This is a genomic window from Pseudomonas chlororaphis subsp. aurantiaca (assembly GCF_013466605.1).
GTDB lineage: Bacteria > Pseudomonadota > Gammaproteobacteria > Pseudomonadales > Pseudomonadaceae > Aquipseudomonas > Aquipseudomonas chlororaphis_I.
In genome coordinates this window covers 1,357,188-1,381,782 of record NZ_CP059162.1, presented here as the reverse complement: position 1 = coordinate 1,381,782, position 24,595 = coordinate 1,357,188, and the positions used below count along the sequence as shown (strand labels likewise).

The 24,595-nt window shown below is 60.9% G+C and carries 31 protein-coding genes; 8 read left to right on the top strand and 23 right to left on the bottom strand.

Annotated elements, in window-relative coordinates; all coding sequences use genetic code 11:
* Positions 1-131 precede the first annotated feature (131 nt).
* Positions 132-1,973 (bottom strand): potassium transporter Kup, encoded by a 1,842-nt coding sequence (locus H0I86_RS06225; protein ID WP_373369422.1) that lies wholly within the window; start codon positions 1,971-1,973, stop codon positions 132-134.
* Between the two features lie 391 nt (positions 1,974-2,364).
* Between H0I86_RS06225 and rimO the strand changes: the two genes are divergently transcribed.
* From rimO to tsaA, 5 genes are all read left to right on the top strand, one after another.
* Complete coding sequence (gene rimO / locus H0I86_RS06220) at positions 2,365-3,702, top strand: 30S ribosomal protein S12 methylthiotransferase RimO (protein WP_016702026.1); 1,338 nt, start codon at positions 2,365-2,367, stop codon at positions 3,700-3,702.
* A 106-nt stretch (positions 3,703-3,808) separates the two neighbouring features.
* Positions 3,809-4,282: a GNAT family N-acetyltransferase gene (locus tag H0I86_RS06215; protein WP_180924399.1), complete on the top strand. Its 474-nt coding sequence runs from the start codon at positions 3,809-3,811 to the stop codon at positions 4,280-4,282.
* A gap of 82 nt (positions 4,283-4,364) precedes the next feature.
* On the top strand, positions 4,365-5,075 hold the full coding sequence (locus tag H0I86_RS06210; protein WP_180924398.1) for an rRNA pseudouridine synthase: 711 nt from the start codon (positions 4,365-4,367) through the stop codon (positions 5,073-5,075).
* A gap of 66 nt (positions 5,076-5,141) precedes the next feature.
* Positions 5,142-5,603 carry a YehS family protein gene (locus H0I86_RS06205; protein WP_180924397.1) on the top strand — a complete coding sequence of 154 codons (462 nt, stop codon included), beginning with the start codon at positions 5,142-5,144 and terminating at the stop codon, positions 5,601-5,603.
* A gap of 48 nt (positions 5,604-5,651) precedes the next feature.
* On the top strand, positions 5,652-6,347 hold the full coding sequence (tsaA, locus tag H0I86_RS06200; protein ID WP_180924396.1) for a tRNA (N6-threonylcarbamoyladenosine(37)-N6)-methyltransferase TrmO: 696 nt from the start codon (positions 5,652-5,654) through the stop codon (positions 6,345-6,347).
* Between the two features lie 72 nt (positions 6,348-6,419).
* Here the strand turns inward: tsaA and fpr are convergent, their stop codons facing one another.
* The gene (gene fpr, locus H0I86_RS06195; protein ID WP_009047333.1) at positions 6,420-7,199 is read right to left on the bottom strand and encodes a ferredoxin-NADP reductase; all 780 of its coding nucleotides are present in this window, start codon (positions 7,197-7,199) and stop codon (positions 6,420-6,422) included.
* Between the two features lie 135 nt (positions 7,200-7,334).
* Here fpr and H0I86_RS06190 point away from each other — a divergent pair, with 135 nt between their 5' ends.
* Positions 7,335-8,261: a LysR family transcriptional regulator gene (locus H0I86_RS06190; protein ID WP_007923931.1), complete on the top strand. Its 927-nt coding sequence runs from the start codon at positions 7,335-7,337 to the stop codon at positions 8,259-8,261.
* On the opposite strand, the gene H0I86_RS06185 is transcribed toward H0I86_RS06190, so the two are convergent.
* The 3 genes from H0I86_RS06185 to H0I86_RS06175 all read right to left on the bottom strand — a co-directional run bounded on the left by H0I86_RS06185 (position 8,258) and on the right by H0I86_RS06175 (position 10,392).
* Complete coding sequence (locus H0I86_RS06185; protein WP_096373215.1) at positions 8,258-8,620, bottom strand: diacylglycerol kinase; 363 nt, start codon at positions 8,618-8,620, stop codon at positions 8,258-8,260. The two genes, H0I86_RS06190 and H0I86_RS06185, sit on opposite strands and share 4 nt — an antisense overlap.
* 75 nt (positions 8,621-8,695) lie before the next feature.
* On the bottom strand, positions 8,696-9,346 hold the full coding sequence (erdR, locus tag H0I86_RS06180; RefSeq protein ID WP_009047330.1) for a response regulator transcription factor ErdR: 651 nt from the start codon (positions 9,344-9,346) through the stop codon (positions 8,696-8,698).
* A gap of 335 nt (positions 9,347-9,681) precedes the next feature.
* Positions 9,682-10,392: a tRNA-uridine aminocarboxypropyltransferase gene (locus tag H0I86_RS06175; RefSeq protein ID WP_180924395.1), complete on the bottom strand. Its 711-nt coding sequence runs from the start codon at positions 10,390-10,392 to the stop codon at positions 9,682-9,684.
* Between the two features lie 188 nt (positions 10,393-10,580).
* On the opposite strand from H0I86_RS06175, the gene H0I86_RS06170 reads away from it, so the two are divergent.
* Positions 10,581-11,003, top strand: coding sequence for a PA3611 family quorum-sensing-regulated virulence factor (locus H0I86_RS06170; protein WP_007923938.1), 423 nt, complete (start codon positions 10,581-10,583; stop codon positions 11,001-11,003).
* Between the two features lies 1 nt (position 11,004).
* Here the strand turns inward: H0I86_RS06170 and H0I86_RS06165 are convergent, their stop codons facing one another.
* Positions 11,005-11,199 (bottom strand): hypothetical protein, encoded by a 195-nt coding sequence (locus H0I86_RS06165; protein ID WP_180924394.1) that lies wholly within the window; start codon positions 11,197-11,199, stop codon positions 11,005-11,007.
* Positions 11,200-11,682: 483 nt separating this feature from the next.
* Here H0I86_RS06165 and H0I86_RS06160 point away from each other — a divergent pair, with 483 nt between their 5' ends.
* The gene (locus H0I86_RS06160; RefSeq protein ID WP_180924393.1) at positions 11,683-12,798 is read left to right on the top strand and encodes an LOG family protein; all 1,116 of its coding nucleotides are present in this window, start codon (positions 11,683-11,685) and stop codon (positions 12,796-12,798) included.
* A 45-nt stretch (positions 12,799-12,843) separates the two neighbouring features.
* Here H0I86_RS06160 and recX read toward each other — a convergent pair whose 3' ends face one another.
* From recX to H0I86_RS06075, 17 genes are all read right to left on the bottom strand, one after another.
* The gene (gene recX, locus H0I86_RS06155; protein ID WP_180924392.1) at positions 12,844-13,311 is read right to left on the bottom strand and encodes a recombination regulator RecX; all 468 of its coding nucleotides are present in this window, start codon (positions 13,309-13,311) and stop codon (positions 12,844-12,846) included.
* Between the two features lie 8 nt (positions 13,312-13,319).
* Positions 13,320-14,372, bottom strand: coding sequence for a recombinase RecA (gene recA / locus H0I86_RS06150; protein ID WP_007923942.1), 1,053 nt, complete (start codon positions 14,370-14,372; stop codon positions 13,320-13,322).
* Between the two features lie 83 nt (positions 14,373-14,455).
* Positions 14,456-14,956, bottom strand: coding sequence for a CinA family protein (locus H0I86_RS06145; RefSeq protein WP_180924391.1), 501 nt, complete (start codon positions 14,954-14,956; stop codon positions 14,456-14,458).
* A gap of 82 nt (positions 14,957-15,038) precedes the next feature.
* The gene (locus H0I86_RS06140) at positions 15,039-15,575 is read right to left on the bottom strand and encodes a lysis system spanin subunit (protein ID WP_180924390.1); all 537 of its coding nucleotides are present in this window, start codon (positions 15,573-15,575) and stop codon (positions 15,039-15,041) included.
* Positions 15,557-16,120 (bottom strand): glycoside hydrolase family 19 protein, encoded by a 564-nt coding sequence (locus tag H0I86_RS06135; protein ID WP_180924389.1) that lies wholly within the window; start codon positions 16,118-16,120, stop codon positions 15,557-15,559. The genes H0I86_RS06140 and H0I86_RS06135 overlap by 19 nt, the downstream gene beginning before the upstream one ends.
* A gap of 45 nt (positions 16,121-16,165) precedes the next feature.
* The gene (locus H0I86_RS06130) at positions 16,166-16,597 is read right to left on the bottom strand and encodes a phage tail assembly chaperone (protein ID WP_180924388.1); all 432 of its coding nucleotides are present in this window, start codon (positions 16,595-16,597) and stop codon (positions 16,166-16,168) included.
* 2 nt (positions 16,598-16,599) lie between these two features.
* Positions 16,600-17,340 (bottom strand): gp53-like domain-containing protein, encoded by a 741-nt coding sequence (locus tag H0I86_RS32645; RefSeq protein ID WP_180924387.1) that lies wholly within the window; start codon positions 17,338-17,340, stop codon positions 16,600-16,602.
* 72 nt (positions 17,341-17,412) lie between these two features.
* Complete coding sequence (locus H0I86_RS06120) at positions 17,413-17,898, bottom strand: phage tail assembly chaperone (RefSeq protein ID WP_180924386.1); 486 nt, start codon at positions 17,896-17,898, stop codon at positions 17,413-17,415.
* 2 nt (positions 17,899-17,900) lie between these two features.
* A complete protein-coding gene (locus H0I86_RS06115; RefSeq protein WP_180924385.1) occupies positions 17,901-18,821 on the bottom strand; it encodes a gp53-like domain-containing protein in 921 nt (306 codons plus the stop codon).
* Positions 18,822-18,989: 168 nt separating this feature from the next.
* Entirely contained in the window at positions 18,990-19,478 is a 489-nt protein-coding gene (locus H0I86_RS06110) for a phage tail assembly chaperone (RefSeq protein WP_180924384.1), read from the bottom strand.
* Positions 19,478-20,398, bottom strand: a complete 921-nt coding sequence (locus H0I86_RS06105; RefSeq protein ID WP_180924383.1) for a glycine-rich domain-containing protein — start codon at positions 20,396-20,398, stop codon at positions 19,478-19,480. The genes H0I86_RS06110 and H0I86_RS06105 overlap by 1 nt, the downstream gene beginning before the upstream one ends.
* Positions 20,399-20,507: 109 nt before the next feature.
* On the bottom strand, positions 20,508-21,149 hold the full coding sequence (locus H0I86_RS06100) for a hypothetical protein (protein ID WP_180924382.1): 642 nt from the start codon (positions 21,147-21,149) through the stop codon (positions 20,508-20,510).
* A 4-nt stretch (positions 21,150-21,153) separates the two neighbouring features.
* Complete coding sequence (locus H0I86_RS06095; protein ID WP_101336991.1) at positions 21,154-22,011, bottom strand: glycine-rich domain-containing protein; 858 nt, start codon at positions 22,009-22,011, stop codon at positions 21,154-21,156.
* 11 nt (positions 22,012-22,022) lie between these two features.
* Positions 22,023-22,622, bottom strand: a complete 600-nt coding sequence (locus H0I86_RS06090; protein ID WP_009042430.1) for a YmfQ family protein — start codon at positions 22,620-22,622, stop codon at positions 22,023-22,025.
* Positions 22,610-23,650, bottom strand: a complete 1,041-nt coding sequence (locus H0I86_RS06085; RefSeq protein ID WP_038581716.1) for a baseplate J/gp47 family protein — start codon at positions 23,648-23,650, stop codon at positions 22,610-22,612. Before H0I86_RS06085 ends, H0I86_RS06090 begins: the two co-directional genes overlap by 13 nt.
* Positions 23,640-24,038 (bottom strand): phage GP46 family protein, encoded by a 399-nt coding sequence (locus H0I86_RS06080; protein ID WP_007923962.1) that lies wholly within the window; start codon positions 24,036-24,038, stop codon positions 23,640-23,642. The genes H0I86_RS06085 and H0I86_RS06080 overlap by 11 nt, the downstream gene beginning before the upstream one ends.
* Entirely contained in the window at positions 24,038-24,547 is a 510-nt protein-coding gene (locus tag H0I86_RS06075) for a phage baseplate assembly protein V (RefSeq protein ID WP_180924381.1), read from the bottom strand. The genes H0I86_RS06080 and H0I86_RS06075 overlap by 1 nt, the downstream gene beginning before the upstream one ends.
* Between the last annotated feature and the right edge of the window lie 48 nt (positions 24,548-24,595).

The window sequence follows — 24,595 nt, the reverse complement described above, 5'->3', positions numbered from 1 at the left end:
TTGCGATGAGTTCAAAGACATTGAGGGGCATCAGCCGACTCACCTCGCAGGACGCGGAGAGAGAACCCTCCCTCCAACAAAAAAGCCCCCGTCACCACTGAGGTGACGGGGGCCTCTGCTATCGCGCCAGCTTACATCTCGATCTGCGTACCCAACTCGATCACCCGGTTCACCGGCAGCTTGAAGAAGCGCAGGTTGCCGTTGGCGTTCTTGAGCATGAAGGCGAACAGCGTCTCGCGCCAGCGCGCCATGCCGACGATCTTGGAGGTGATGACCGTCTCGCGGCTGAGGAAGTAGGTGGTGCGCATCGGGCTGAAGTCCAGCTCGTCCAGGTGGCACAGCTTCAGCGCTTCAGGCACGTCCGGCTCGTCGGTGAAACCGAAGTGCAGGATCACCCGGAAGAAGCCTTCGCCATAGGAGTCCACCTCGAAGCGGCGTTGCGTCGGCACCCGCGGGATGTCTTCATAGACCACGGTCAGCAACACCACTTGCTCGTGCAGCACCTGGTTATGCAGCAGGTTGTGCAACAGCGCATGGGGCACGGCGTCGGAACGCGCTGTCAGGAACACCGCGGTGCCCTGGACCCGATGCGGCGGCTGCACACGGATGCTGTTGATAAAGATCGGCAACGGCAACGCACCCTCGCCGAGGCGGTCCATCAACAGTTCCTTGCCGCGCTTCCAGGTGGTCATCAGGGCGAACAGCACAATCCCCGCCAATACCGGGAAAGCACCGCCCTGGAAGATTTTCGGCACGTTGGCGGCGAAGAACAGCCCGTCCACCAGCAGGAAGCCCACCAGGATCGGCACCGTCAGCACCGGCGACCACTTCCACAGCAACAGCATCACCGCCGACACCAGGATGCTGGTGATCAGCATGGTCCCGGTCACAGCCACACCGTAGGCCGAAGCCAGTGCGCCGGAAGACTCGAAGCCCAGCACCAGGAGGATCACACCGACCATCAGCGCCCAGTTCACCGCGCCAATGTAGATCTGCCCCTGCTCCGCGCTGGAGGTGTGCTGGATGTACATACGCGGGATATAACCCAGCTGGATCGCCTGGCGGGTCAGGGAGAACGCGCCGGAAATCACCGCCTGGGAGGCAATCACCGTGGCCAGGGTCGCCAGCACCACCAGCGGGATCAGGGCCCAGCTCGGTGCCAGCAGATAGAACGGGTTACGCGCCGCTTCCGGGTTCTCTAGGAGCAAGGCGCCCTGGCCGAAATAGTTGAGCACCAGCGCCGGCAGCACCAGGGCGAACCAGGCGCGGGCGATCGGCTTGCGACCGAAGTGGCCCATGTCGGCATACAGCGCCTCGGCACCGGTCAACGCCAGCACCACGGCGCCCAGGATGGCCACGCCCATGCCCGGATGCACGATGAAGAACCGCACGCCCCAGACCGGGTTCAGCGCCTGCAGCACTTCCGGATGCTGGGCGATGCCGTAGACCCCCAGCCCGCCCAGGGTCACGAACCACAGGACCATCACCGGCCCGAACAGTTTGCCGATGCGATCGGTGCCGTGTTTCTGGATCAGAAACAGCGCCACCAGTATGACCAGAGCCATCGGTACGACCCAGTGCTCGAGCCCGTCGAAGGCAATCTCAAGCCCCTCTACCGCCGACAATACGGAAATCGCCGGGGTGATCATGCTGTCGCCGTAGAACAAGGCCGCGCCGATCAGGCCCAGGATGACCAGAACCACCCGCAGCCTCGGATAGGGCGTCGACGCCCGCCGGGCCAGGGCGGTCAAGGCCATGATGCCGCCCTCGCCCTGGTTGTCGGCCCGCAGGATGAACAACACGTACTTGATCGAGACCACCCAGATCAGCGACCAGAAGATCAACGCAAGAATGCCGAATACACCGTCGTGGTTGACCGGAACCCCGTAATGCCCCGCGAATACCTCCTTCAAGGTATAAAGCGGGCTGGTGCCGATATCGCCATAAACCACTCCGACCGCCGCCACCAGCATCCCCAGGGGCCTGGCCCTGGAATGCTCGCTGCCTACCGCCTGACTACTTGCCTGACCCATCCACCACTCCTACTACCCAGATCGGGGCTTCTTATAAAAGGCATGACATTCAAGACAACGCTAAGCTTGCAAGACTCTCGTGAATGCCCATGCAGCAAGCACCCTTTTACTTACAGTTACAGACCTTCTGTTGACTGTAAGAATTCACCCGGGCGCAACGGCGCGAAGCATAACGCAGCACTCGTCGTATTTCCCTGCATAAAGCTGGTCAAGTGCGCCGGCCATCGCTAGAATTGCGCACTTTTTGATCAGAGGCGCCCCTAGCGCCCATCCGTCGCCAGCGGTTTTATCCAGATCGCCGAGCGGCCCGACACCTATACCGAGGTTAGACATGTCCACCCCTACCGCGCCAGCCAACCCCAAGGTCGGCTTCGTTTCCCTGGGTTGCCCGAAAGCGCTGGTCGACTCCGAGCGCATCCTCACGCAACTGCGTATGGAAGGTTATGACGTGGTGTCCACCTACCAGGACGCCGACGTCGTGGTGGTCAACACCTGCGGTTTCATCGACTCGGCCAAGGCCGAATCCCTGGAAGTGATCGGCGAAGCCATCAAGGAAAACGGCAAGGTCATCGTCACCGGCTGCATGGGCGTGGAAGAAGGCAACATCCGCGACGTGCATCCGAGCGTGCTGGCCGTGACCGGTCCGCAGCAGTACGAGCAAGTGGTCAGCGCGGTGCACGAAGTAGTGCCGCCGAAACAGGACCACAACCCGCTGATCGACCTGGTACCGCCACAAGGCATCAAGCTGACCCCACGCCACTACGCGTACCTGAAGATTTCCGAAGGCTGCAACCACAGCTGCAGCTTCTGCATCATCCCGTCGATGCGCGGCAAGCTGGTCAGCCGCCCGGTGGGCGATGTGCTGGACGAGGCCCAGCGCCTGGTCAAGTCCGGGGTCAAGGAACTGCTGGTGATCTCCCAGGACACCAGCGCCTACGGCGTCGACGTCAAGTACCGCACCGGCTTCTGGAACGGTGCGCCGGTGAAAACCCGCATGACCGAGCTCTGCGAAGCCCTCAGTACCCTGGGCGTCTGGGTCCGCCTGCACTACGTCTACCCGTACCCGCACGTCGACGAGCTGATCCCGCTGATGGCCGCCGGCAAGATCCTGCCGTACCTGGACATCCCGTTCCAGCACGCCAGCCCGAAAGTGCTCAAGGCCATGAAACGCCCGGCCTTCGAAGACAAGACCCTGGCCCGGATCAAGAACTGGCGCCAGATCTGCCCCGAGCTGATCATCCGCTCGACCTTCATCGTCGGCTTCCCCGGCGAGACCGAAGAAGACTTCCAGTACCTGCTCGACTGGCTGACCGAAGCCCAGCTCGATCGCGTCGGCTGCTTCCAGTACTCGCCGGTGGAAGGCGCGCCGGCCAACGACCTGGACCTGGAAGTGGTCCCGGACGAGGTCAAGCAGGACCGTTGGGAGCGCTTCATGGCGCACCAGCAGGAAATCAGCTCGGCGCGTCTGCAACAGCGCATCGGCAAGGAAATCGAAGTGCTGATCGATGAAGTCGACGAACAGGGCGCCGTGGGTCGCTGCTTCTTCGACGCCCCGGAAATCGACGGCAATGTGTTCATCGACGGTGCCGGCGACCTCAAACCAGGCGACAAGGTCTGGTGCCGGGTGACCGACGCCGACGAATACGACCTGTGGGCCGAAGTCCTGTAAGGCGTAAAAAACCGCACAGCCCCGCTCTCTTCGCGAGATGCGGGGCTTTTTTACGTCTATCGTTTGCTCAGGACCACGGATGCATCACAACACAGGAGCAGGCGGCATGCGCCAACATTCGGTCATCCATACTCCGAAACACAGCGACTACCCGGAACTGACCCGGGTCTGGGAGGCCTCGGTGCGCGCCACCCACGACTTCCTGCCGGACAGCTACATCGAACTGCTGAGAAACCTGGTGCTGAGCCGTTATCTGGATGCGGTGATGCTGATCTGCACCCGGGATCAGCGCCAACACATCACCGGTTTCGCCGGGGTCGCCGCCGGCAAGATCGAAATGCTCTTCATCGATCCCCACCATCGCGGCCAGGGTCTGGGCAAGCAATTGCTCAGGTACGCCATCGAACACCTGAACGCCGACGAGCTGGACGTCAACGAACAGAACCCACAAGCCCTGGGCTTCTACTTCAAGCAGGGGTTCGAGATCGTCGGCCGCTCCGAGCACGATGGCATGGGCCAGCCTTACCCGCTGCTGCACATGCGTCTGAAACAACCCCAGCAGCAGGCACTGCGCGGCTAAAAGCCACAGCGGGCAAATGGACCCGCGATTAACCGGCGCCGGGCAGGTACAATGCCTGCCCCCTTTTGTTACGGCCCCTGTCATGACTGACCCGATTCGTCTCTCCAAACGCCTCATCGAACTCGTCGGCTGCTCCCGCCGGGAGGCTGAGCTGTTCATCGAGGGCGGCTGGGTCACCGTGGATGGCGAGGTCATCGACGAGCCGCAGTTCAAGGTCGACACCCAGAAAGTCGAGCTCGACCCGCAGGCCAAGGCCACCGCGCCGGAGCCGGTGACCCTGCTGCTGAACGTGCCGGCCGGCCAGGACGTCGACAGCGCCATGCAGTCGCTGAGCGCCGCCAGCCTGTCCGAGGAACACCGCTTCGGCAAACGGCCGCTCAAGGGCCACTTCCTGCGCCTGACCGCCAGCGCCGACCTGCAAGCCGACGCCAGCGGCCTGCTGGTGCTCACCCAGGACTGGAAGATCCTGCGCAAGCTGACCGCCGACGCGGCCAAGATCGAGCAGGAATACGTGGTCGAGGTGGAAGGCGAGATGGTCGCCCACGGCCTCAATCGCCTGAACCACGGCCTGACTTACAAGGGACGGGAACTGCCGCCGGTCAAGGCCAGCTGGCAGAACGAAAACCGCCTGCGCTTCGCCATGAAGAACCCGCAACCGGGCGTGATCGCCCAGCTCTGCGAAGCGGTAGGCCTGAAGGTCGTCGCCATTCGCCGCATTCGTATCGGTGGGGTTTCCATCGGCAAGGTACGGGTCGGGCAATGGCGCTACCTGTCCGCCAAAGAGAAATTCTAGGCCGACACCCATTCAGACGCCGCGCTTGCCTGCGGCGCTCAACGTGAACAGACCAGGACTGTAGACATGATTCATAACGATGTACTGCGCAGCGTGCGCTACATGCTCGACATCAGCGACAAGAAGGTCGTCGAGATCATCAAGCTCACCGGCTTTGAAGTGAGCCTGAACGACATCGTCGGCTACCTGAAAAAGGACGAGGAAGAAGGTTTCGTGCATTGCCCGGACGAGGTCATGGCGCACTTCCTCGACGGCCTGGTGATCTTCAAGCGTGGCAAGGACGAAAGCCGTCCGCCGCTGCCGATCGAACTACCGGTGACCAACAACATCATCCTGAAGAAGCTGCGGGTCGCCTTCGAGCTGAAGGAAGACGACATGCACGCCATCCTCAAGGCCGCCGATTTCCCGGTGTCCAAGCCCGAGCTGAGCGCGCTGTTCCGCAAGTTCGGCCACACCAACTACCGCCCGTGCGGCGACCAGTTGCTGCGCAACTTCCTCAAGGGCCTGACCCTGCGTGTCAGAGCTTAAGACAGTTACAAGCTGCAAGTTCAAAGCTTGCAACTTGAGGCTTGCCAAATGACCTACAGCGTTTCCCCCATTGGCTTCGTGCGCTCCTGCTTCAAGGAAAAGTTCGCCATCCCGCGCCAGCCGCAACTGGCCCCGGCGGCCCGTGGCGTGCTGGAGCTGGTGGCGCCCTTCGACCAGGGCGACGCAGTGCAGGGCCTGGAACAGGTCAGCCACGTCTGGCTCTTGTTCCTGTTTCACCAGGCGCTGGAAGACAAACCGCGGCTCAAGGTCCGCCCGCCGCGCCTGGGCGGCAACAAATCCATGGGCGTATTCGCCACCCGCGCCACCCACAGACCCAACGGTATCGGCCAGTCGGTGGTCAAGCTGGACAAGGTCGAGGCCAATCGCCTGTGGATCTCCGGCATCGACCTGCTGGATGGCACACCGATTCTCGATATCAAGCCCTACGTGCCCTACGCCGACATCATCGACAGCGCGAGCAACAGCATCGCCAGCGCAGCGCCAGAGCTGATCCCGGTGCAGTGGAGCGACAACGCCCTGCAACAGGCCCAGGCGCATGCTCAACGCCTGCAGGAACCGCTGGTGGAGCTGATCGAACAATGCCTGGCCCAGGACCCGCGCCCGGCCTACCAGACACCCACTCCAGAGCGTGAATACGGCGCGCAGTTCTGGGACCTGGACGTACGCTGGTACTACCCGCAGCCGGGCCTGATCCAGGTCCTGGAAGTGGTTCCCGCGCGCTGACCGGTAGCCGGAAACGAAAAAGCCCGCGCTGCCTTCCCAGGCAACGCGGGCTTTTTCTGTGCTGCGAGTCGCTTACTTCTCGACGAAGGCGCGCTCGATCAGGTAGTCACCCGGCTCGCGCATGCGTGGCGAAACGGTCAGGCCGAAGCTGTTGAGCACTTCGCTGGTCTCCTCGAGCATGCTCGGGCTGCCACACAGCATGGCGCGGTCGTCCTGCGGGTTGATCGGCGGCAGGCCGATGTCGCTGAACAGCTTGCCGCTGCGCATCAGGTCGGTCAGGCGGCCTTCATTCTCGAACGGCTCGCGGGTCACGGTCGGGTAGTAGATCAGTTTTTCACGCAGCGCTTCGCCGAAGAACTCGTTCTGCGGCAGGTGCTCGGTGATGAACTCGCGGTAGGCGACTTCGTTGACGTAACGCACGCCGTGGCACAGGATCACTTTCTCGAAACGCTCGTAGGTTTCCGGATCCTGGATGACGCTCATGAACGGCGCCAGGCCGGTGCCGGTGCTGAGCAGGTACAGATGTTTGCCAGGCTTCAAGTCGTCCAGTACCAGGGTACCGGTAGGCTTTTTGCTGATGATGATCTCATCGCCTTCCTTCAAATGCTGCAGCTGGGAAGTCAGCGGACCATCGGGAACCTTGATGCTGAAGAACTCGAGATGCTCTTCCCAGTTCGGGCTGGCAATCGAGTAAGCGCGCATAAGCGGGCGGCCGTTGGGTTGTTGCAGGCCGATCATCACGAACTGACCGTTCTCGAAGCGCAGGCCCGGATCGCGGGTGCACTTGAAGCTGAACAGAGTGTCGTTCCAGTGGTGAACACTGAGGACACGCTCGTGGTTCATGTTGCTCATGTACGGGGGACTCCTGGAAAGTTGTCAGCGCACGCTCTGCGACAGGCGAGCCGAGCGCAATTGCACAGCATTCTAATGGCGGCGACAATATCTGTTAACTGGATTATTAAGATAAGGGTTATCGGTTATATCGATATGCGATTCACTCTCCGTCAACTGCAAGTATTCGTCGCCGTCGCCCAGCAAGAGAGCGTTTCTCGTGCTGCCGGCCTGCTGGCCCTTTCCCAATCCGCGGCGAGCACTTCGATCACCGAGCTCGAACGGCAATCCAGTTGCCAGCTGTTCGATCGCGCCGGCAAACGCCTGAGCCTCAACGCCCTGGGCAAACAGCTGCTACCGCAGGCGGTGGCGTTGCTGGACCAGGCCAAGGAAATCGAAGACCTGCTCAACGGCAAATCCGGCTTCGGCTCGTTGTCGGTGGGCGCGACCCTGACTATCGGCAATTACCTGGCGACCCTGTTGATCGGCAGCTTCATGCAGGTCCACCCCGAGAGCCAGGTCAAACTCCATGTGCAGAACACTGCGCATATCGTGCAACAAGTCGCCCACTACGAAATTGACCTGGGTCTAATCGAAGGCGACTGCAGCCACCCGGACATCGAAGTGCAAACCTGGGTCGAGGATGAACTGGTGGTGTTCTGCGCCCCGCAGCACCCCTTGGCCAAACGCGGCCATGCGAGCATGGAGGAGCTGACCCACGAGGCCTGGATTCTGCGCGAACAAGGCTCTGGCACCCGCCTGACCTTCGACCAGGCCATGCGTCATCACCGCAGCGCACTGAATATCCGGCTCGAACTGGAACACACCGAAGCGATCAAGCGCGCGGTGGAGTCGGGGTTGGGGATTGGCTGCATTTCCAGACTGGCACTGCGCGATGCCTTCCGCCGCGGCAGCCTGGTGCCGGTAGAGACGCCGGACCTGGACCTGGCCCGGCAGTTCTACTTCATCTGGCACAAACAGAAGTACCAGACCTCGGCGATGCGCGAGTTCCTCGAACTCTGCCGCGCCTTTACCGCCGGAGTACAGCGCAGCGACGAGATCGTGCTGCCGAGCATTCCCTAGATAAGAATCACGGCCCAGACCACGGTAATCATGCTCAAGGCCACGAGTTGCGCGGCGCTGCCCATGTCCTTGGCATTTTTCGACAGTGGATGGCGATCCAGGGAGATGCGGTCGATCGCCGCCTCGACCGCAGAATTGAGCAATTCGACAATCAGCGCCAGCAGGCAGACAGCAATCAACAACGCCCGCTCGACCCGGCTGACATTCAGCAGGAAAGACACGGGGATCAGAATCACGTTGAGCAGCACCAGTTGACGAAACGCCGCTTCGCCAGTGAAGGCGGCCCGCAGGCCATCAAGGGAGTATCCCGAGGCATTGAGGATGCGTTTAAGACCGGTTTGACCTTTGAAAGGCGACATAAATAGGCAACTAGAACAATAAGGAATGGGAAAGCTAGTTCAACAAAAGTCAAAAAAGCGTGAAGAAAGAGCCAGTTACTGGCTGGAAATTGACTCAAGTTGTTGCAGGAGCAATGCCGCCTGAGTGCGGGTACGCACACCCAGCTTACGGAAGATCGCCGTCACGTGGGCCTTGATGGTCGCTTCCGAAACGCTCAGTTCATAAGCGATCTGCTTGTTCAGCAAACCTTCGCAGACCATGGTCAGCACACGGAACTGTTGTGGCGTCAGGCTGGCCAAGCCTTCGCTGGCCGCCTTGGCCTCGGCGGAGACGCTAACCTGTTCGAAGGCCTGCGGCGGCCACCAGACATCGCCGTCGAGCACACTGCGCACGGCCTGCTGAATGACTTCGAGAGAACTGGACTTGGGAATAAACCCGCTGGCGCCAAATTCGCGTGAACGCACCATCACTGATGCTTCTTCCTGTGCCGACACCATCACCACCGGAATCTGCGGGTACTGACCGCGTAACAGCACCAGGCCGGAGAAGCCGTAAGCGCCAGGCATGTTCAGGTCCAGCAGCACCAGGTCCCAATCGGCCTTTTCGGTCAGGCGGGCTTCCAGTTCGGCAATGCTCGCCACCTCCACCAGACGGACATCCGGGCCGAGGCCCAGGGTCACCGCTTGGTGCAGTGCGCTACGAAAGAGGGGGTGGTCATCGGCAATCAGGATTTCGTATGTGGCCATTTTTCAAATGATCCTGTTTTTTATGGAAGAACCGATGCATTCGGTCCTCGCCAAGGCAACACAGGTGTCAGCCAGAATGCTGCACCCAAAGAGCACGATCAACGCCAAGAGTCCGGAAATGCGGTGTGTCAAGGATCGGCCGCGCCCTAATCGGCGCCAAGCATGCCCAGCGAAGCCAGGGTGGTCAAGCTTCGGGCTGTGCGGCATCTTAGCTTGCTAACTAATAACAGTGCCATCACGCAAAGCCCGCGCCCTGCGCGACTGTGCCTCGATGCTGAGCGGGATACTGGTGGCACCGCTCTGGCCGGAAAAACTCCAGCCCCTTGCCTCAGGCCTTACAGAAAAGGTTTGAGGCGTGTGTGCGTCTCATCATCAGGGTCGATCTCAAGCTGGAACTTGGCCGATAGGTAATGGGTGCTGAACACATCCAGATAAGCATCCAGCACTTCGCCGGCCTGCCGGTCGGTGGCCAGTTCCAGGCACAGCGCCGCTACCTCCGCGGTGCAGAAGTGGTCATCGCGCTTGGAGCGCCGCAGCTTGTAGCGCGACAACTGCTCCGGCTCCAGGCTCAATACCGGCAAGTGTTCAAGATAAGGGCTTTTGCGAAACATCTTGCGTGCTTCGCTCCAGGTCGCATCCAGCAGGATAAACAGCGGGCGCTTGCCCGCCTCCAGGCGGACTTCGCTCACCACCCGCTCTGGCGCGACGAACTCTCCAGGGAACACCACATAAGGCTGCCACTGGGGATCGGCCAGCAAGGCCAGCAATTGTGGATCGACTTCCGTCCGTGACCAGGGGAACGCCATGGTGTCTTCTATGACATCGGCGATCAGCCAGCCGGTATTGCTCGGCTTCATGGGTTCGACGTCATGCATGATCAGGCACATGGCCGACTGCGCGGAAACCTTGGGGCGCCAGGCGCACATGCAGTGGCTGGGAATCACCCGACAGCCTGCACAGCGTTCCGCCCGGGAACCCCGTGCGGTAAAAGGCCTGACAGCACGCGCAAGACGCTGGGCACGCAGGCGGGAAACGGCATGACTCATTAGAAGCCGCCCTGACAGAAAGAAGGAATCGACACGAAGGAACTCGGAAAGCTGAAAATTCGCACAAGTTTATCAGAGCCCTCTGCTCAAACCTGTACCGCCTACCCTCGCTCCCCTATAATTCGCCGCCACTGAACGCACAGTCGCGTGATTGGTCGAAGCATCAGTCACTGAACCAGGAGAGTTTCATGTTGCGCTTTATCGTTCCCACCGCCGCCCTTCTGCTGGCCTTGCCGTTCAGTGCTCAGGCTGCATCGCTGCAAGACTTCGAACTGAACAAGACCCTGCAGAAAACCGCCGAGGAAAGTAACGTCGGCACGCCTCGGGAAGTCAACGAGAACATCCTCGACCAGGGTTATACCGTCGAAGGCAAGGAGCTGATCAACCACCTCAGCGTCCAGGCCGAACACGCTGAAAAAATGCGCGCCAACCCCAAGGCGGTCTACCTGCAACTGGGCGCCAGCGTTTGTCGTGACCCGAACTACCGCAAGCTGATGGCCAAGGGCGCAATCATGCGCTACGAATTCACCGAAAACCGTACCAACCGCCCGGTCGCTTCGGCGCGCTTCCAGGAGTCGGACTGCCCGGCCCCGGCGAAGAAGAAAAAGTGATTCAGTGCCCTGCTGCGCGCCGCTGTTGATCATCGGCCCGCAGCTCCGCCAACAGGGCCTGCAAATAGCTCGAACGGCGCTCCCCACCTTCAAGCCGGCGTCGGCATTCCTCTTCAAGAGTCAGATGATTGGCGTCTGCCGATGACTTCAGCAGTTGATACAGCTGCGCATCTATATCCAGCACGACTTTGTGCATGACCAGCCTCCGTGCCCCCACTCGCCATTACCTGCTCGACAATCCCGTCCCATGCATCCTGACCTTTGACGCCAAGCTGTCTTGCTGGCGCTGTAACTTAGTAAATCAGAGCATCCACTGGGCGGCACTCGTTCAGACAGGCGGTGAAAACCCTGCACGCCACCGGCAATAAGTGATTGCCAGCCCCGACTTTCAAGGGCCATGATCAAGTCAGCGCGAATCATCATGAAGGTCTAGATTTCAAAGTGTTCATGCTGAATTTTCCTGGGTGGATCCGGAGGCTGCCCAAGCGCGTCTTGCAGTGCACATGCTTTCTAAATCAAGGAATAGCAGAACCTGTATGGATGGCCCGCTGGCCACGCCAGGGGGTTTCCACCCTGGCGAATCAGCCGCCAAAGCCGGGCTGACAGCGACACATGCAGTGTCGTGACGCCAACGAATGCTTCGTTCGTGTCAAAGGTTCTGTGCAGAAGGAGAAGTTGAATGCCTTACGAACCGAATGACCTCCTCAGTCGTCATTTTCAGAGCAACGGTATCGACCTCAGCAAGGTCGAAGAACAACTCAACCTGATCGCCCCCAACAGCCCTAACATCCCTCTTTATCGCGACATGATTCTCACCGTCCTGCGCATGGCCCAGGACGACCTCAACCGCTGGAACGCGAAAATCACCCTGCAGGCCCTGCGCGAACTGGAACATGCTTTCCGCGTACTGGAACAGTTCAAGGGGCGGCGCAAGGTGACGGTATTCGGCTCCGCGCGCACGCCAATCGAACACCCGCTGTATGGCCTGGCGCGAGAACTCGGCGCAGCCCTGGCCCGCTCCGACCTGATGGTCATCACAGGTGCCGGCGGCGGCATCATGGCCGCGGCCCACGAAGGTGCCGGTCGCGATCACAGCCTGGGGTTCAATATCACCCTGCCCTTCGAGCAGCATGCGAACCCGACGGTGGACGGCACAGAAAACCTGCTGTCCTTCCACTTCTTCTTTACCCGCAAGCTATTCTTCGTCAAGGAAGCCGATGCCCTGGTGTTATGCCCGGGTGGCTTTGGCACACTCGATGAGGCGCTGGAAGTACTGACCCTGATCCAGACCGGCAAGAGCCCGCTGGTACCAGTGGTACTGCTGGACGTCCCGGGAGGGACCTTCTGGCAAGGGGCGCTGGACTTTATCCACAACCAGCTCGAGAACAACCGCTACATCCTGCCAACCGACATGAAACTGGTGCGTCTGGTGCACAACACCGAGGAGGCGGTGGAGGAAATCAACCAGTTCTACAGCAACTTCCACTCCAGTCGCTGGCTGAAACATCAGTTTGTCATTCGCATGAATCACAAGCTCAGCGAATCGGCGCTCGAGCAGATGCAGACGGCTTTTGCCGACCTGTGCCTGAGCGATCGCTTCCATCAACATGCTTACAATGTGGAAGAACACAACGAACCGGAGTTCAGCCATCTGGCCCGCCTGTCGTTCACCTTCAACGCCCGCGACAATGGTCGCCTGCGCGAGCTGATCGACTTCATCAACCTGCCGGAAAACTGGGCGGTGAATCAGGCCAGGACACCACAACGTAGCAGAGAACCGATCAAGGTCACTTGAGCGCAAATGCAGCGGCCCGCGCATTCGACTTGCGGGCCCTACAGGTCAGTCGTCCACCCTTCGGCCGCTCAACAAGCGGCCGATCATGTCCATCGAATATCCCCGATAGCCCAGAAAGCGGCCTTGTCTGGCACGCTCCTTGGCATCTATCGGGAAATGCCCGGCAAACTTGCGCCGCCAAACCTCTTCCAGTTGCGCCTGCCAGTCGATACCGCTCTCACGCAAGGCGAGTTCGATATCGGCACGCTGCAAACCGCGCTGGCTGAGTTCTTCGCGAATACGCATGGGGCCGTAGCCAGAACGGGCACGATAGGAAACGAAACTTTCGAGGTAGCGGGATTCGGATAACAGCCCCTCTTCCGTCAAACGGTCAAGGGCTGTTTCGATCATCTCGGGAGGGGCGCCGCGCTGACGCAGTTTACGCGTCAGCTCGACTCGACCGTGCTCGCGTCGCGCGAGCAGGTCCATTGCGGTTCGCCGCACCGCGACGAGGGTATCGAGTACGGCGGTCATCGGATCGATCAGATATCCGCATCAGCCATGTCATCGATGGTCTCGTTGACCGGCGAAGCTTTGACATCAGCGGTTGGAGCCAGCAGCTTGTCGCGAATCTGCTTCTCGAGGGCATTGCCGATTTCCGGATTGTCCTGCAGGAACTTGGCCGAGTTGGCCTTGCCCTGACCGATCTTGTTGCCCTGGTAGCTGTACCAGGCACCGGACTTCTCGAGGAAACCGTGCAGCACGCCCAGATCGATGATCTCGCCGTTCAGGTAGATACCCTTGCCGTACAGGATCTGGAATTCAGCCTGACGGAACGGTGGAGCCACCTTGTTCTTGACGATCTTGACCCGGGTTTCGCTACCGACGACTTCGTCGCCTTCCTTCACCGCACCAGTACGACGGATATCCAGACGAACCGAGGCGTAGAACTTCAGCGCGTTACCACCGGTGGTGGTTTCCGGGCTGCCGAACATCACGCCGATTTTCATACGGATCTGGTTGATGAAGATCACCAGGCAGTTGGCGTTCTTGATGTTACCGGTGATCTTGCGCAGCGCCTGGGACATCAGACGGGCCTGCAGGCCCACGTGCATGTCGCCCATCTCGCCTTCGATCTCGGCCTTGGGCACCAGTGCCGCCACGGAGTCAATCACGATCACGTCGATGGCATTGGAGCGCACCAGCATGTCGGTGATTTCCAGCGCCTGTTCGCCGGTGTCCGGCTGGGAAACCAGCAGGTCGTCAACGTTGACCCCCAGTTTGCCGGCGTATTCCGGGTCCAGTGCGTGCTCGGCGTCGACGAAGGCGCAGGTGGCGCCCATCTTCTGTGCCTGGGCAATCACCGACAGGGTCAGGGTGGTTTTACCGGACGATTCCGGACCGTAGATTTCAACAATACGGCCTTTTGGCAGGCCGCCGATGCCGAGTGCGATGTCCAGACCCAGAGAGCCAGTGGAAATGGCCGGGATCGCCTGGCGGTCGTGATCGCCCATACGCATTACGGCACCCTTGCCGAATTGACGTTCGATCTGACCCAGGGCCGCAGCCAAGGCTTTCTTCTTGTTGTCGTCCATTAAAGTCCTCACGTAATCAATAAGGCCTGACGGCCAACACCTGTATAAGTAGCCAGTATTATTCCACAGCGTTTGTGGATCGCCTACCCCTGTTTTGAGATTTCTGCCGCGGCATGTTGCAGCAAGCCCTCTAGCGCGGCCTTCACCGTTTGTCGGCGGACTTCGTCCCGATTCCCGGCAAAGTGTCGGCACTCGGCCGTTACCGCCTCTCCGACACCCCAGGCCAGCCATACGGTGCCCACCGGCTTCTGCGGCGAGCCGCCATCCGGACCGGCCACGCCGCTGACCGCCACGGCAAAACGCGCCCTGCTTTTACCCTGCGCGCCCCGCACCATCGCCTCGACCACCTCGCGGCTGACCGCGCCGACGGAAGCGAACAGCGCTTCCGGCACCCCCAGTTGCTGGGTCTTCTGTCGATTGGAGTAGGTTACATAACCCGCCTCGAACCAGGCCGAACTCCCCGGAATGCGGGTAATGGCCTCGGCAATCCCGCCCCCGGTGCAGGATTCGGCGGTGGTGACGTGGGTATTCAGAGCCTGCAAGCGCCTGCCAAGTTCAGCGGCAAGCTGGGTGATTTCGTTCACGGTCCTCTCCTGATCGGGCTGGCGGAGGTCTTACCGTACACGAGCGATACGCGCTTGCAAGGCACGCAGCGGATCAAAATGTTTAGCGGTTCAACGCCCTGACGTAGGCCTGACAGGCCTGCAGGGCGATCAGTCCCCGGTCGCCGGCATCGGTGATGCCGACAATTCGTTGAGCATGCGCCGGGTCAAGTCGGGCTCGCGGGGCTCCATGAACCAGGCCGCCGGTGGCGGCGGTGGCAGGCACCGTGCAGCCGGTGACGCTGTCATGGGCGTCGAGGAGGACTGACAGGCGCAGATCAGCAGTGGCAAGGCGGTCGCGCAGGCGACCTTGATCACGTTGGGCATCGCTCAAGGCTCGATAATGGGTTTGGTCGCTGGCTTGCAGCCGTTGCTCCAGGGCCAGGCGTTTGTCCTGTTCGTCCCGCTGCCGGACAGCGGCCGCCAGGTTCAGTTGATTCAGCGCTTCATCGTGCAGCCTGGCCTGCTCCGCCAGCTGCCGGCCAAAACGCCACTCCTGGACCTGCCAGGCCAGCGTCCCGACAACGCCGGCCACCACAGCCAGCAGCACGACGATAGCCATTGCCCGGTAAGACAGCGGCATCAAGCCGAAGGCTGGCATAACACCTCCCGCGCCCGCGCCCAGAGTTGCAGGCGGTCCTCCAGCCCGTTCAAGCCGCCGTTGATACGACGGGTGATGCTGTTGAACTGGTCGCGGTCGGCCAGTTCATTAAGGCCGTTCTGCTGCCAGAACCAGGCGGCCGACTCGGCGGCCCACTGCGGTTGTTCCAGCAATTGCGGCAACGCCAGCAAACGCTCGTCACCGAACAATCCGAGGCTGCATTGCCGGTAGTTGTCGCGACCGGTGACCTGGATCAGACCACGGCCACGGTATTTCTGGCCGTCGCCATCGGCCTCCGGGGTATTGCCCAGACGGGCCGCCAGGCTGCCGGTGTCGTATTTGCTCAGGTACTGGTCATTGCCCAGCTCCCGCACATAACGCAACTGCCCCGACTCATGACCGACCTGCGCGAGGAAGGCGGCCATGCGTTTGGGTGTGTCGATATAGCGATGCACCATGGCGGTGTTAAGCGCAGAAACAAAAACGCCCGCTTGGGAGCGGGCGTTGGGCATGATGCGTTGAATCATTTCAAGGGTGACAGGCATTTCACTCTACCTCCTCTACATCGAGGACGTTCAGAACAAACAGGGTCATTTACGCTCCTGGAGAACACTTTCAAGCCAGGCTGGTTCGACAGGTCGATATTCAGCGTCCGGAAAGTCGGCGGCTGAAGGCCAGTCCCGCAACGCCTGCCTATAAGCCAGCAGCTCCTTGAACTGTTCGGTATTCAGCGTCGTCCCTTCACCCATTTCCAGCTCTTCGTTATCACGAATAACCAGCCACTGAGTCGACTCAAGGACCTTGTTACGCCAGGCCCTTTCGACCTCAGGAGTATTTTGGGAATCGAAGGAAATACGTTCGGGAAAACCTTTGCTATTCAGGGATAAAACGGTACCAGGCAGTGCCTCTATTACCAGTGACTCATAGTCTTCATCACTGATCACGAAGGCATCTACTGGAATATTTTTCCCGTGCAGTTCTGAGTTATAGAAACCGAAAGTTTCGGGAGAAAAGTAATACATATTCAATACCCTATGCCAATAACTCGGGCGGCGATAGTTTGCGACGGCCAATCGGGGCAACGTACATTGATCCCGGTAAGGCTGCTCGCAACCGAAAGGTTGCAGACCGTTAGAAATGTTCCAGAAGCTGTCCCTTCATGAGTGGCAACTGCGAGAAAACGCGCATTGGGAAATGCCAGAGGCCAAGGGTTGTACTCACCGTAACCATTATTGGCAGTCTGACTTGCACTCCCCGTGATCCATTGAATAATCAGCCCCCCCATCCATGAAGGAAAAACGATGTACCCAGAAGCTCCCATTCTTACCAGAAAGCCCAATCGAAGCTTTTTAGGAGTCACGACAGAAATGTCACTTGTACCGGCATTGACCTCTGCCTGCGAAGCCACTCTGGCAATACCCGCGATGGACTCCGTTGCCTGGACCACCTTCTTAGCAATGGCCTGAAACACGCGTAACGGCGACATCGTCTTGGCGGTATTGACTCCGGCTTCCGCCTCTTCCTGATTCGCCAGGTTTTCGCTTTGTTTCTTTGAAATCAAACCAGAAACCGCTGCTTTCAGTTGCGTATTGTCAGACTCATTCGGCGTATCGCCTGCCGCTCGAATAACTTCCAGAATTTCCTGTGTAACAGCATTCCCCCAATCAGCCGGAATCAAAGACCCTGGCATACCCGTGAGGGGGTTTTCATCGACAAACTTTCCGTTTACCAAACCGGCGCCAGGTACACTCCTTGGGTAGTCCACTATCTAGCCCTCATACAAATTAAACATAAAAAACTTCAGCGTTCGGCAAAGCCCAACACAGAACCGACAAACTCAAACGGACTCGGTCACCTGCACCGGCTTTCTCACCCTCTTTCTTTTCACCGTCGCTCCCATAGTGCCGGAAGTCATTCGCAGCACGGGGCGATCTGTGACGGCTGGAAACTTTCGGGATTTTGGCCAACTGCGCAGATCGCAGCGATAGGCTTGCAGGGCGTTGTAGTCGGCATCGGACAAGGTGGTGACGGCTTGAGACTCCAGTTCATCGCGGTGCCGGGCGATCAACCCGTCGCTCTTGAGCAGTTCTGTGTCTCGCCAGGCACGTTCAATTGAAATCAATTGTTCCGGCGAGGGGCCGGCAGGGTCGACAAGAATGGGCGCGCCGTTGTCATTGGCCGCAATCCGCTTGCCCACGCCCTGCCCGGCAAAGAGTTCGGCATATTCAACCTGACTGATTTCAACCGCACCTTCTGGCGGAGCCTCGTTCGCAGAGGCGACAACATCGAAGCCGAGGGTTTTCGCAAAGAAATAAATCTTCATGGTTATCGCCCCCAAACCAGTACGCGACCGGATATGCCCGAGCTCACTCTGATGGTTCCACCAACCTCGACCCATCTGGCCCGGGCGACAGCTGTTGACGTGCTCGATGACGTTACGTCGAATGACCAGACGGTAACGTTGCCTCCCCAGCCTGGCGGATAACCTTCATCAGCGATGCCTCCCAATATGGCATTGGGAAACTTTATGGGCAGCGACAGAGACATGACCCCATCGGCATCGGTTCCACCCATCGCCCATTGCATGATCAGCCCGCTCGGGTACTTCTGATAACCCGCCGTCGACAACTGAGCCCCATACAACGCGGAGTACTTGAGGCTAGCCGTACCATAAACGGTCCAGACACCTGACTCACGAACCAGATTCGCGCTTTCACCGCTACTCATCACAATGGAATTCAGAAAGTTCCCTTGTGGACTGATCTGCGCCCCACTCTTGCTGGCGATGGTAACCATCGCACTATTGCGGCAATGCAAGCTGATGGTCGCGCCATTTGGAACAGTCGAAACATCCGGCAAGGTTACAGTATAACCGGTGGTCCCACCGAGGCCGATTGAGCAACCTACATCGGCAATGGTCAGTTGCGTGCTTTCCGATATTCCTCGAGCGCTGGAGTAATTACCCAGCGCGCGCTGTACAAACTCTGGAGTAGCGACCGACCGACTCACGTCAAAACGAGGAGGCGTAGAAAAGAGCGTTGGACTGCGTAATGCACTCAGCAGTTGATCATCCGCCCCTTCGTCCGGCGTCATACCCGACGCCTGAATTACGCCGAGAATCTCTTGGGTAACGCTATTCCCCCAACTTGCCGGAATAAGCGAACCTGGCGTGCCGGCCAGCGGGTCTTCATCAACAAACCTTCCATTCATCAGCCCTACACCGGGCACACTCTTTGGATAATCCAAGGTCTTGCTCCTGATAATAAATTCTGTTGGCCCACCTGCGGACCAGGGTCATGAAGCAGCCAACTGCACGCCCCATAAAAAACGCCCGCTTGAAGCGGGCGTTTTTATTGATGAGCGCGATGCAGATACATACGCTGCTGATCCATTTGAAATAAACGCAGCCCTCGATCAATCGGCTGTATGAAAAAAACTCACTGACCACACTGGAATCGACGGTCGGGCGGTCATCTCGGGAAAGCTATCGGAGGCGGGCCAATCACGCAGTGCCTGGCGATACTCAAGCAACTCCAGGTACTGTTTCGCCGTCAGCGTCGTGCCCCGCCCCAGCTCCTGTTCATCACGATGGCGGGTCACCAGCCATTGGCTGGTCGATAGCATCGATTGACGCCAGTTGCGCTCCTGAACCAGAGCATCCTCGTCAGTCGCCTTGACTCGCACTTCGGGAGCAAGCGCCACTGCCTCCGCCACGTCCACCACGGGGGAAAGCGGTGCAACCTCGGGAAGGTAGATCGGCTTCCCCAGCTCAACCTCGACGCCCTCAGGGACAGCGACCATCGAACTCAGAAAATCCGCGGCAAACAGCTGGGAAATCATGAAGCCACCGGTCTCGATCAGTTCGACGACAACGTCGTCTTCGACTCGTGCATAGAGGGCCATTATTCGTACTCCCAGATTTCACAAAAGGCGTTGCCGCCGGAGCCACTCACATACGAAGCAGATGGATTGCTCGAACAGCTGCCGCTGCCGCCGGAACCTCGCTGACCCGCATTGCCATTGCCATTCACCCCGTTGAAGGGGCCGCCGCCATCGAACGGGCTGGCGGCTCCCCATCCAGAAAGCAGGCCCCAATTGGGATTGCTCATCGCATAACCACCCGTTGCACCACGCGCATTGGCAAGGTTGCCACCCGTTACGACTTGGCCGCCCATGCCGCCCTGGACAAATCCTGGCGTGTTAGATACGAAGGTCAGAATCTGCCCCCCTCCTCCCCCTGCGGCGCTCATGAGGCTGCCAAACGACGCAGCACCTCCCGCGGCCCCCATACTGGTTCGAGCGGCCCCACCGGCACCCAGTGTGATGGGTACACCCGCCAACATTTCCGGAGTCACGTCGTAAAGACTCTCCGCATAGGCGCCAGCCCCTCCGCCACCGCCCAGGCTTTGATAAGTGGCCGCTACCGGCGGACAACCGGCACCGGAGCCTCCCGCACCGACCAGGCGGACCCGAATACGCCTGGCCTTGGGGTTGGGGCGATAGACCGTGACGCCGACGGTGTCGAACTGCTTCACTGCCAACAAGCGCCCGCCGGCATCAGTGATGCCATATCCGCTCAAGGTGGTTGGGGTGTTCTTCAGCTTGGTGAAGTCGACCAGGGCTGCGATCGCCAGCGCCAACTGGTCGTTTTTCGCTTCGTCCGGTGCCAGGCCGGCGGCCTTGATGACATTCAGGATTTCTTGCGTCACCCCGTTGCCCCAGGCGGCGGGAATCAGCGATCCCGGTGTGCCCGACAGAGGGTTCTCATCGACAAACCAGCCATTGACCAAGCCAACGCTGGGTACACTTTTCGGATAATCCATATCATTGCCCTGCAATCCCCCTTGCTCAGGGAGCCCTGTGCGAAAAGCCGCCCACGTTGCAGTGAGCGCCATAGCATGTTTATGAAAGACAGGCCCGACAAAGGCCGGATCAGTCGCCGACAACCTTGCCAATCGCCTCAATCGCTGCCTCGCAGGCGTCTTTCGCAGCTTCCTGCTTGCCCTTGCTGGCCTGAGCCCGGATGCGCTCTTTTGCCTGCAAGCGCAGCGTGCGAAGTGCGAACAGCTTGCTGTTGAGCTCGGCCGCCTTGTCGAGAATCTGGTCGGCCGCTGCCTTGGCGGTACGGCCTTTCACTACCCAGGCGCTTACCGCGAGGGGCACTGCCTTTTTCGGGTAGCCGGCCTCCTTGAACGCCTGGGCGTCGCTGGCGGCCTGGGCATACTCCATGGCACGCAGCGGGTCGCCGCCGAGCATCTGCCGGGCGGCGTCAGCCTCCGCGTCCACTCGCCGGCAAAGTTGCTCCGCCTCCTGTTCGGCGATGGTTGCGGCCTCCAGGGAGTCCAGCGACCACTGGCTACCGTCCCAGTAGTGAGCAGCAGAGGGTGGAGGTCCATCGACCCGAGTCAGTTCGCCATCCAGCACGAAATGCAACGCATCTTTCTGCTTCCATTGCTCGGCCGTCACCTGCAGGACACTGTTGCCCTCGGCTGTCGCCGCGTAGGCCAGTACTTCAGTGTCCTGCCACTCGATGACCACCCCGGACCCAAGGCAGTAAAGAACTTGCTTAGTCATATGTTCACCACTCAATGATCATCAGACCAGGAGCACCGCGCCCCCCCGAGACGGCCAAGGCACCAGACACATACCAACCTCCCGCGCCGCTGCCGCCAGCCCCGAAGCCGTAGGCATCCCGTGCCGCATACCCTCCCGATGTTCCATACCGACAGGCGCTGCCACCGCCACCAAATGGCCCGCTTGCGCCAGCCCCCGACAGTCCTGCCGTCACCTGGGCCTGAGAGTCAGTAGCATCGCCACCGGCGGGAAATCCCTCTCCCCCTCTGGGACCGGCCACACGGTCTACAGGAAGATTTGCCCCCGAGTTACCGGCGCCTCCGCCACTCAGCACCAACAAAGCGCCCCCCACACCCACGAGCGTGTTTCCTCCGCTTGTCGGGTTACTGACTCCGCTGACGCCCCCCACACCCGCCGCTCCAATCGTGATGGGGATCACTTGGCCAGGAGTGACGGTGACGGGTACCTTGATGGCCGGCTGGCCAGCACCACCGCCGCTGCCGCCGGATGCGGATCCGGTCGTTCCAGCTGGACACGAACCGCCACCCCCCCCACCCGCACACCCACTCAACCAAATCTTCGTCACCCCCTCCGGCACGGTGAAGCTGCCATTGGCGGTAAAGCGCTGAATACCCAACCCCGCGCTCTTGCGGCTGATGCTGCGGATCGCGCTCAGCAGCTGTGTCAGGTTCGCCTCGCTGGGTGTCAGGTCAGCCGCCGTGATCACGGCCAGCAGTTCCTGGGTCACCCCGTTGCCCCAGTCCGCCGGAATCAGCGATCCCGGCGTGCCGGTCAGCGGGTTCTCATCGACGAACCTGCCGTTGACCAACCCGGCACTGGGCACACTTTTCGGATAATCCATCGGTCTATCCCCTAGTCATAATTGATGTGCACCCGCGTATGGGCCGGTGCGCTGCGGTGGATCTGGCATTCCAGGGCCGAGCCCGGGTTCATGCCGAAACGCTCGCCCCAGTAACTCGCGCCAAAGCGCCGGCCCAGGAGCAGTCGTCCACCGGTGTTGAGCGTCCACATGAATTGCGCCTGCCATGTGCCGAAATGCGCGTCACCAAACCGTGCGCGGCCCATGCGCGGGGCTTCGTGCTCGGTGATGGTGGCATTCGGATAGCCCTGGCTACGGGCGATCTCGATGTAGTAGGCGAGCGCCTGGCTCCCGACGGCCAGCAGTCGCCGGCGCACGGCCAGGCGGCGGTCGTCGAACAGTGGGGTCGCACCCAGGCAGGGGTCGGGCAGGTTCATCACCCGCTCCCAGTCCGGCACCAGCTCGCTGGCGCCAGCGGGGTCCATTTCGTTGAGCAGGTCGGCGGCGCGGGCGTCGAGGCGGGCCAGTTCCTGGGAGACGCCTTCCAGCACCTCCTCGAGTTCCGGCACCCGCTCCGGGTCCCAGGCCGGGCCGCTGGGCAGCAGGCTGCGCAGCTGGCTCTGGTACTGCGCGGCGGTTCTTACTCCAGCCATACGCAACCTCCGAACGTCAGCAACTGGTTACTGGCGGCGGGGACATCCGCGACCGGTGCGCTGAGCCGGTGATCGTTCTCGCCGGCGGCACTGCTGATGGCCTCGCGGATATGGCTGATCAACAAGGTGTCGCCCAGGCCGGCCTCGCGGTTGTGCAGATCGCGCAGCTGAGCCTCGACCGCCGCGCGTACCGCGCTGGTGTCCGGCGACAGCCGCAGGCTGTAGGTCACGGGTGACTGCTGCGGCGCCAGCACATGCAACTCGGCCGTCACCGGGCGCAGCGGTTCGATATAGGCCTTTACCTCCGCCAGTTGCTCGGCATTGGGGATCGGTTGCGCATCGTCGTCGCGCATCACGAACAGGCCCACGGTGCCCGGCCCCAGGTAGCTGCCACGGCACCAGGCGCGGGTAATCCCCGGGCACTCCAGCGCCCAGGTTTCATAGTCCTGGGCCGAGCCGCCGTGGGGGATGATGCGGTAGGAGCGGATCACCCGCGCGCGCAGCGATTCCAGGCTTTCCGCGGCGACGCCGCCGCTCAGGCCGGGGGCGAGCACGGTGAAGCTGTTGCCGATGCCCTGGATCGGTTGCACCGGGATCAGGTCCAGGCCGGCCTCGGCGTTGCCCAGGGTACCGGCGTCGAGGGCCTGGATGGTGGTGCTGTTGTTGCCGGCGCTGGTGGTGCGGGCGGCGGTGACTTTGTAGGTGCGACCGTCGCTGGCCTGCAGCAGGGTATCGACGTCCAGTACCGCGCCCGCCGCGGCGCTGAAGCTCACCGAACCGCTGGCCGCCTGGGCGGCCTTGCGTGGCTGGTTGAGGCGCAGCGCGGCGATGCGTTCCAGGGTCGACTCGTCGGCCTTGTCCGGCAGGATCTGATCGGCGATCCAGTCCAGGTAGCCGTAGAGGCCATAGGCGGCGCCACCGAGGGCGCGGGCCAGCACTTGCGCATCGGACTGGCGCAGCGCATCGCTGGCCAGGTCGCTTTGGGTGCGCTTGATCAGCACCGGCAGCGAAGGGGTATCAAAGGGCATAGGTCACCTGCCAACTGTTATCGGGGTTGATGTCCAGGCGTTCACCGTTGGCCAGGACCAGCGTCGTGCGCAGGTTCAGGCGCTGGTCGTCGAGACGTTCGCTGATGATCTCCACCGCGCTGCAATGGCCATCGTCGATCAGCCACTGCAGGGCTTCGCGGGCATAGAACTCGGCGTCGAGCTGGGTCTGGCGGGTGAGTTTGACCCGCCGCAGCAGCCACAGCCGCGAGCCGATGCGGTCGTCGGCCACGGTAGGAAAGCTGTCGCCCCACCAGCCGAAGCGCTCCTCGTCATCCAGCGGGTCGTCGTCCGCCGCGCGGCGCCAGGTGAACAGGCTGATCAGCACGGAACGGGTCAGTGCGCGGTGCAGGTCTTGGCTGATAAACATCATTGGCCTCCCGCCGGCGCGCCGGTCTGCCCGCTACCTGGCTGCACGCCGCCATGCACGTGCTGGATCTGGCTGATGCCGCCAGCGACCTGATCGCCCTGGGAGACGATCTTGCCGGTCTGGGTCAGGGTCGGGGTGTCGATGTGCACCGCGCTGCTGGCGCGGATATTGAGAGTGGCGGTCTCGATATCGATGATCCGCCCGCGCTTGAAATGAATCTTGTCGCCTTCGTCGGTGTAGATCGCCACTTCGCCGGGGGCCAGGGCCTTGAGGCGAAAACGGCGGTCGGCGACCACCAGCACGACGGCATGGGAGCGGTCGCCGCCGAGAAAGGTGGCGATGCCTTCGGCGCCGGCCAGCGGGTTGCTGGTGAAGCCGTAGGGTTCGAAGTGCTCCATGTCGTCGTTCACTTCGCCGGCGGTCAGGCGCATTTGCAGCGATTGCAGTTTGTTGGCCGAGTTGGCGAGCACGACGGTGCCGCGCGCCAACAGGCGTGTCAGTAGGCTCATGGAAATGTCCTTGGCGGCGAAGCCTGCGCTTTTTGCAGGAGCGACTCC

Bases quoted from the DNA above. Each gene is read 5' to 3' on its own strand.
- H0I86_RS06205 (WP_180924397.1), top strand. From the start codon at position 5,142: ATGATTCATAACGATGTACTGCGCAGCGTGCGCTACATGCTCGACATC.
- H0I86_RS06080 (WP_007923962.1), bottom strand. From the start codon at position 24,038: ATGTTTATCAGCCAAGACCTGCACCGCGCACTGACCCGTTCCGTGCTG.
- rimO (WP_016702026.1), top strand. From the start codon at position 2,365: ATGTCCACCCCTACCGCGCCAGCCAACCCCAAGGTCGGCTTCGTTTCC.
- H0I86_RS06100 (WP_180924382.1), bottom strand. From the start codon at position 21,149: ATGACTAAGCAAGTTCTTTACTGCCTTGGGTCCGGGGTGGTCATCGAG.
- tsaA (WP_180924396.1), top strand. From the start codon at position 5,652: ATGACCTACAGCGTTTCCCCCATTGGCTTCGTGCGCTCCTGCTTCAAG.
- H0I86_RS06210 (WP_180924398.1), top strand. From the start codon at position 4,365: ATGACTGACCCGATTCGTCTCTCCAAACGCCTCATCGAACTCGTCGGC.
- H0I86_RS06135 (WP_180924389.1), bottom strand. From the start codon at position 16,120: ATGCCTGTCACCCTTGAAATGATTCAACGCATCATGCCCAACGCCCGC.
- fpr (WP_009047333.1), bottom strand. From the start codon at position 7,199: ATGAGCAACATGAACCACGAGCGTGTCCTCAGTGTTCACCACTGGAAC.
- H0I86_RS06165 (WP_180924394.1), bottom strand. From the start codon at position 11,199: ATGCACAAAGTCGTGCTGGATATAGATGCGCAGCTGTATCAACTGCTG.
- H0I86_RS06085 (WP_038581716.1), bottom strand. From the start codon at position 23,650: ATGCCCTTTGATACCCCTTCGCTGCCGGTGCTGATCAAGCGCACCCAA.
- recX (WP_180924392.1), bottom strand. From the start codon at position 13,311: ATGACCGCCGTACTCGATACCCTCGTCGCGGTGCGGCGAACCGCAATG.
- H0I86_RS06105 (WP_180924383.1), bottom strand. From the start codon at position 20,398: ATGGATTATCCGAAAAGTGTACCCAGCGTTGGCTTGGTCAATGGCTGG.
- H0I86_RS06095 (WP_101336991.1), bottom strand. From the start codon at position 22,011: ATGGATTATCCGAAAAGTGTGCCCAGTGCCGGGTTGGTCAACGGCAGG.
- H0I86_RS06215 (WP_180924399.1), top strand. From the start codon at position 3,809: ATGCGCCAACATTCGGTCATCCATACTCCGAAACACAGCGACTACCCG.
- H0I86_RS06175 (WP_180924395.1), bottom strand. From the start codon at position 10,392: ATGAGTCATGCCGTTTCCCGCCTGCGTGCCCAGCGTCTTGCGCGTGCT.
- erdR (WP_009047330.1), bottom strand. From the start codon at position 9,346: ATGGCCACATACGAAATCCTGATTGCCGATGACCACCCCCTCTTTCGT.
- H0I86_RS06090 (WP_009042430.1), bottom strand. From the start codon at position 22,622: ATGGCTGGAGTAAGAACCGCCGCGCAGTACCAGAGCCAGCTGCGCAGC.
- H0I86_RS06130 (WP_180924388.1), bottom strand. From the start codon at position 16,597: ATGTATTACTTTTCTCCCGAAACTTTCGGTTTCTATAACTCAGAACTG.
- H0I86_RS06120 (WP_180924386.1), bottom strand. From the start codon at position 17,898: ATGAAGATTTATTTCTTTGCGAAAACCCTCGGCTTCGATGTTGTCGCC.
- H0I86_RS06170 (WP_007923938.1), top strand. From the start codon at position 10,581: ATGTTGCGCTTTATCGTTCCCACCGCCGCCCTTCTGCTGGCCTTGCCG.
- H0I86_RS06225 (WP_373369422.1), bottom strand. From the start codon at position 1,973: ATGCTGGTGGCGGCGGTCGGAGTGGTTTATGGCGATATCGGCACCAGC.
- H0I86_RS06160 (WP_180924393.1), top strand. From the start codon at position 11,683: ATGCCTTACGAACCGAATGACCTCCTCAGTCGTCATTTTCAGAGCAAC.
- H0I86_RS06185 (WP_096373215.1), bottom strand. From the start codon at position 8,620: ATGTCGCCTTTCAAAGGTCAAACCGGTCTTAAACGCATCCTCAATGCC.
- H0I86_RS06110 (WP_180924384.1), bottom strand. From the start codon at position 19,478: ATGGCCCTCTATGCACGAGTCGAAGACGACGTTGTCGTCGAACTGATC.
- H0I86_RS06075 (WP_180924381.1), bottom strand. From the start codon at position 24,547: ATGAGCCTACTGACACGCCTGTTGGCGCGCGGCACCGTCGTGCTCGCC.
- H0I86_RS06190 (WP_007923931.1), top strand. From the start codon at position 7,335: ATGCGATTCACTCTCCGTCAACTGCAAGTATTCGTCGCCGTCGCCCAG.
- recA (WP_007923942.1), bottom strand. From the start codon at position 14,372: ATGGACGACAACAAGAAGAAAGCCTTGGCTGCGGCCCTGGGTCAGATC.
- H0I86_RS06140 (WP_180924390.1), bottom strand. From the start codon at position 15,575: ATGCCAGCCTTCGGCTTGATGCCGCTGTCTTACCGGGCAATGGCTATC.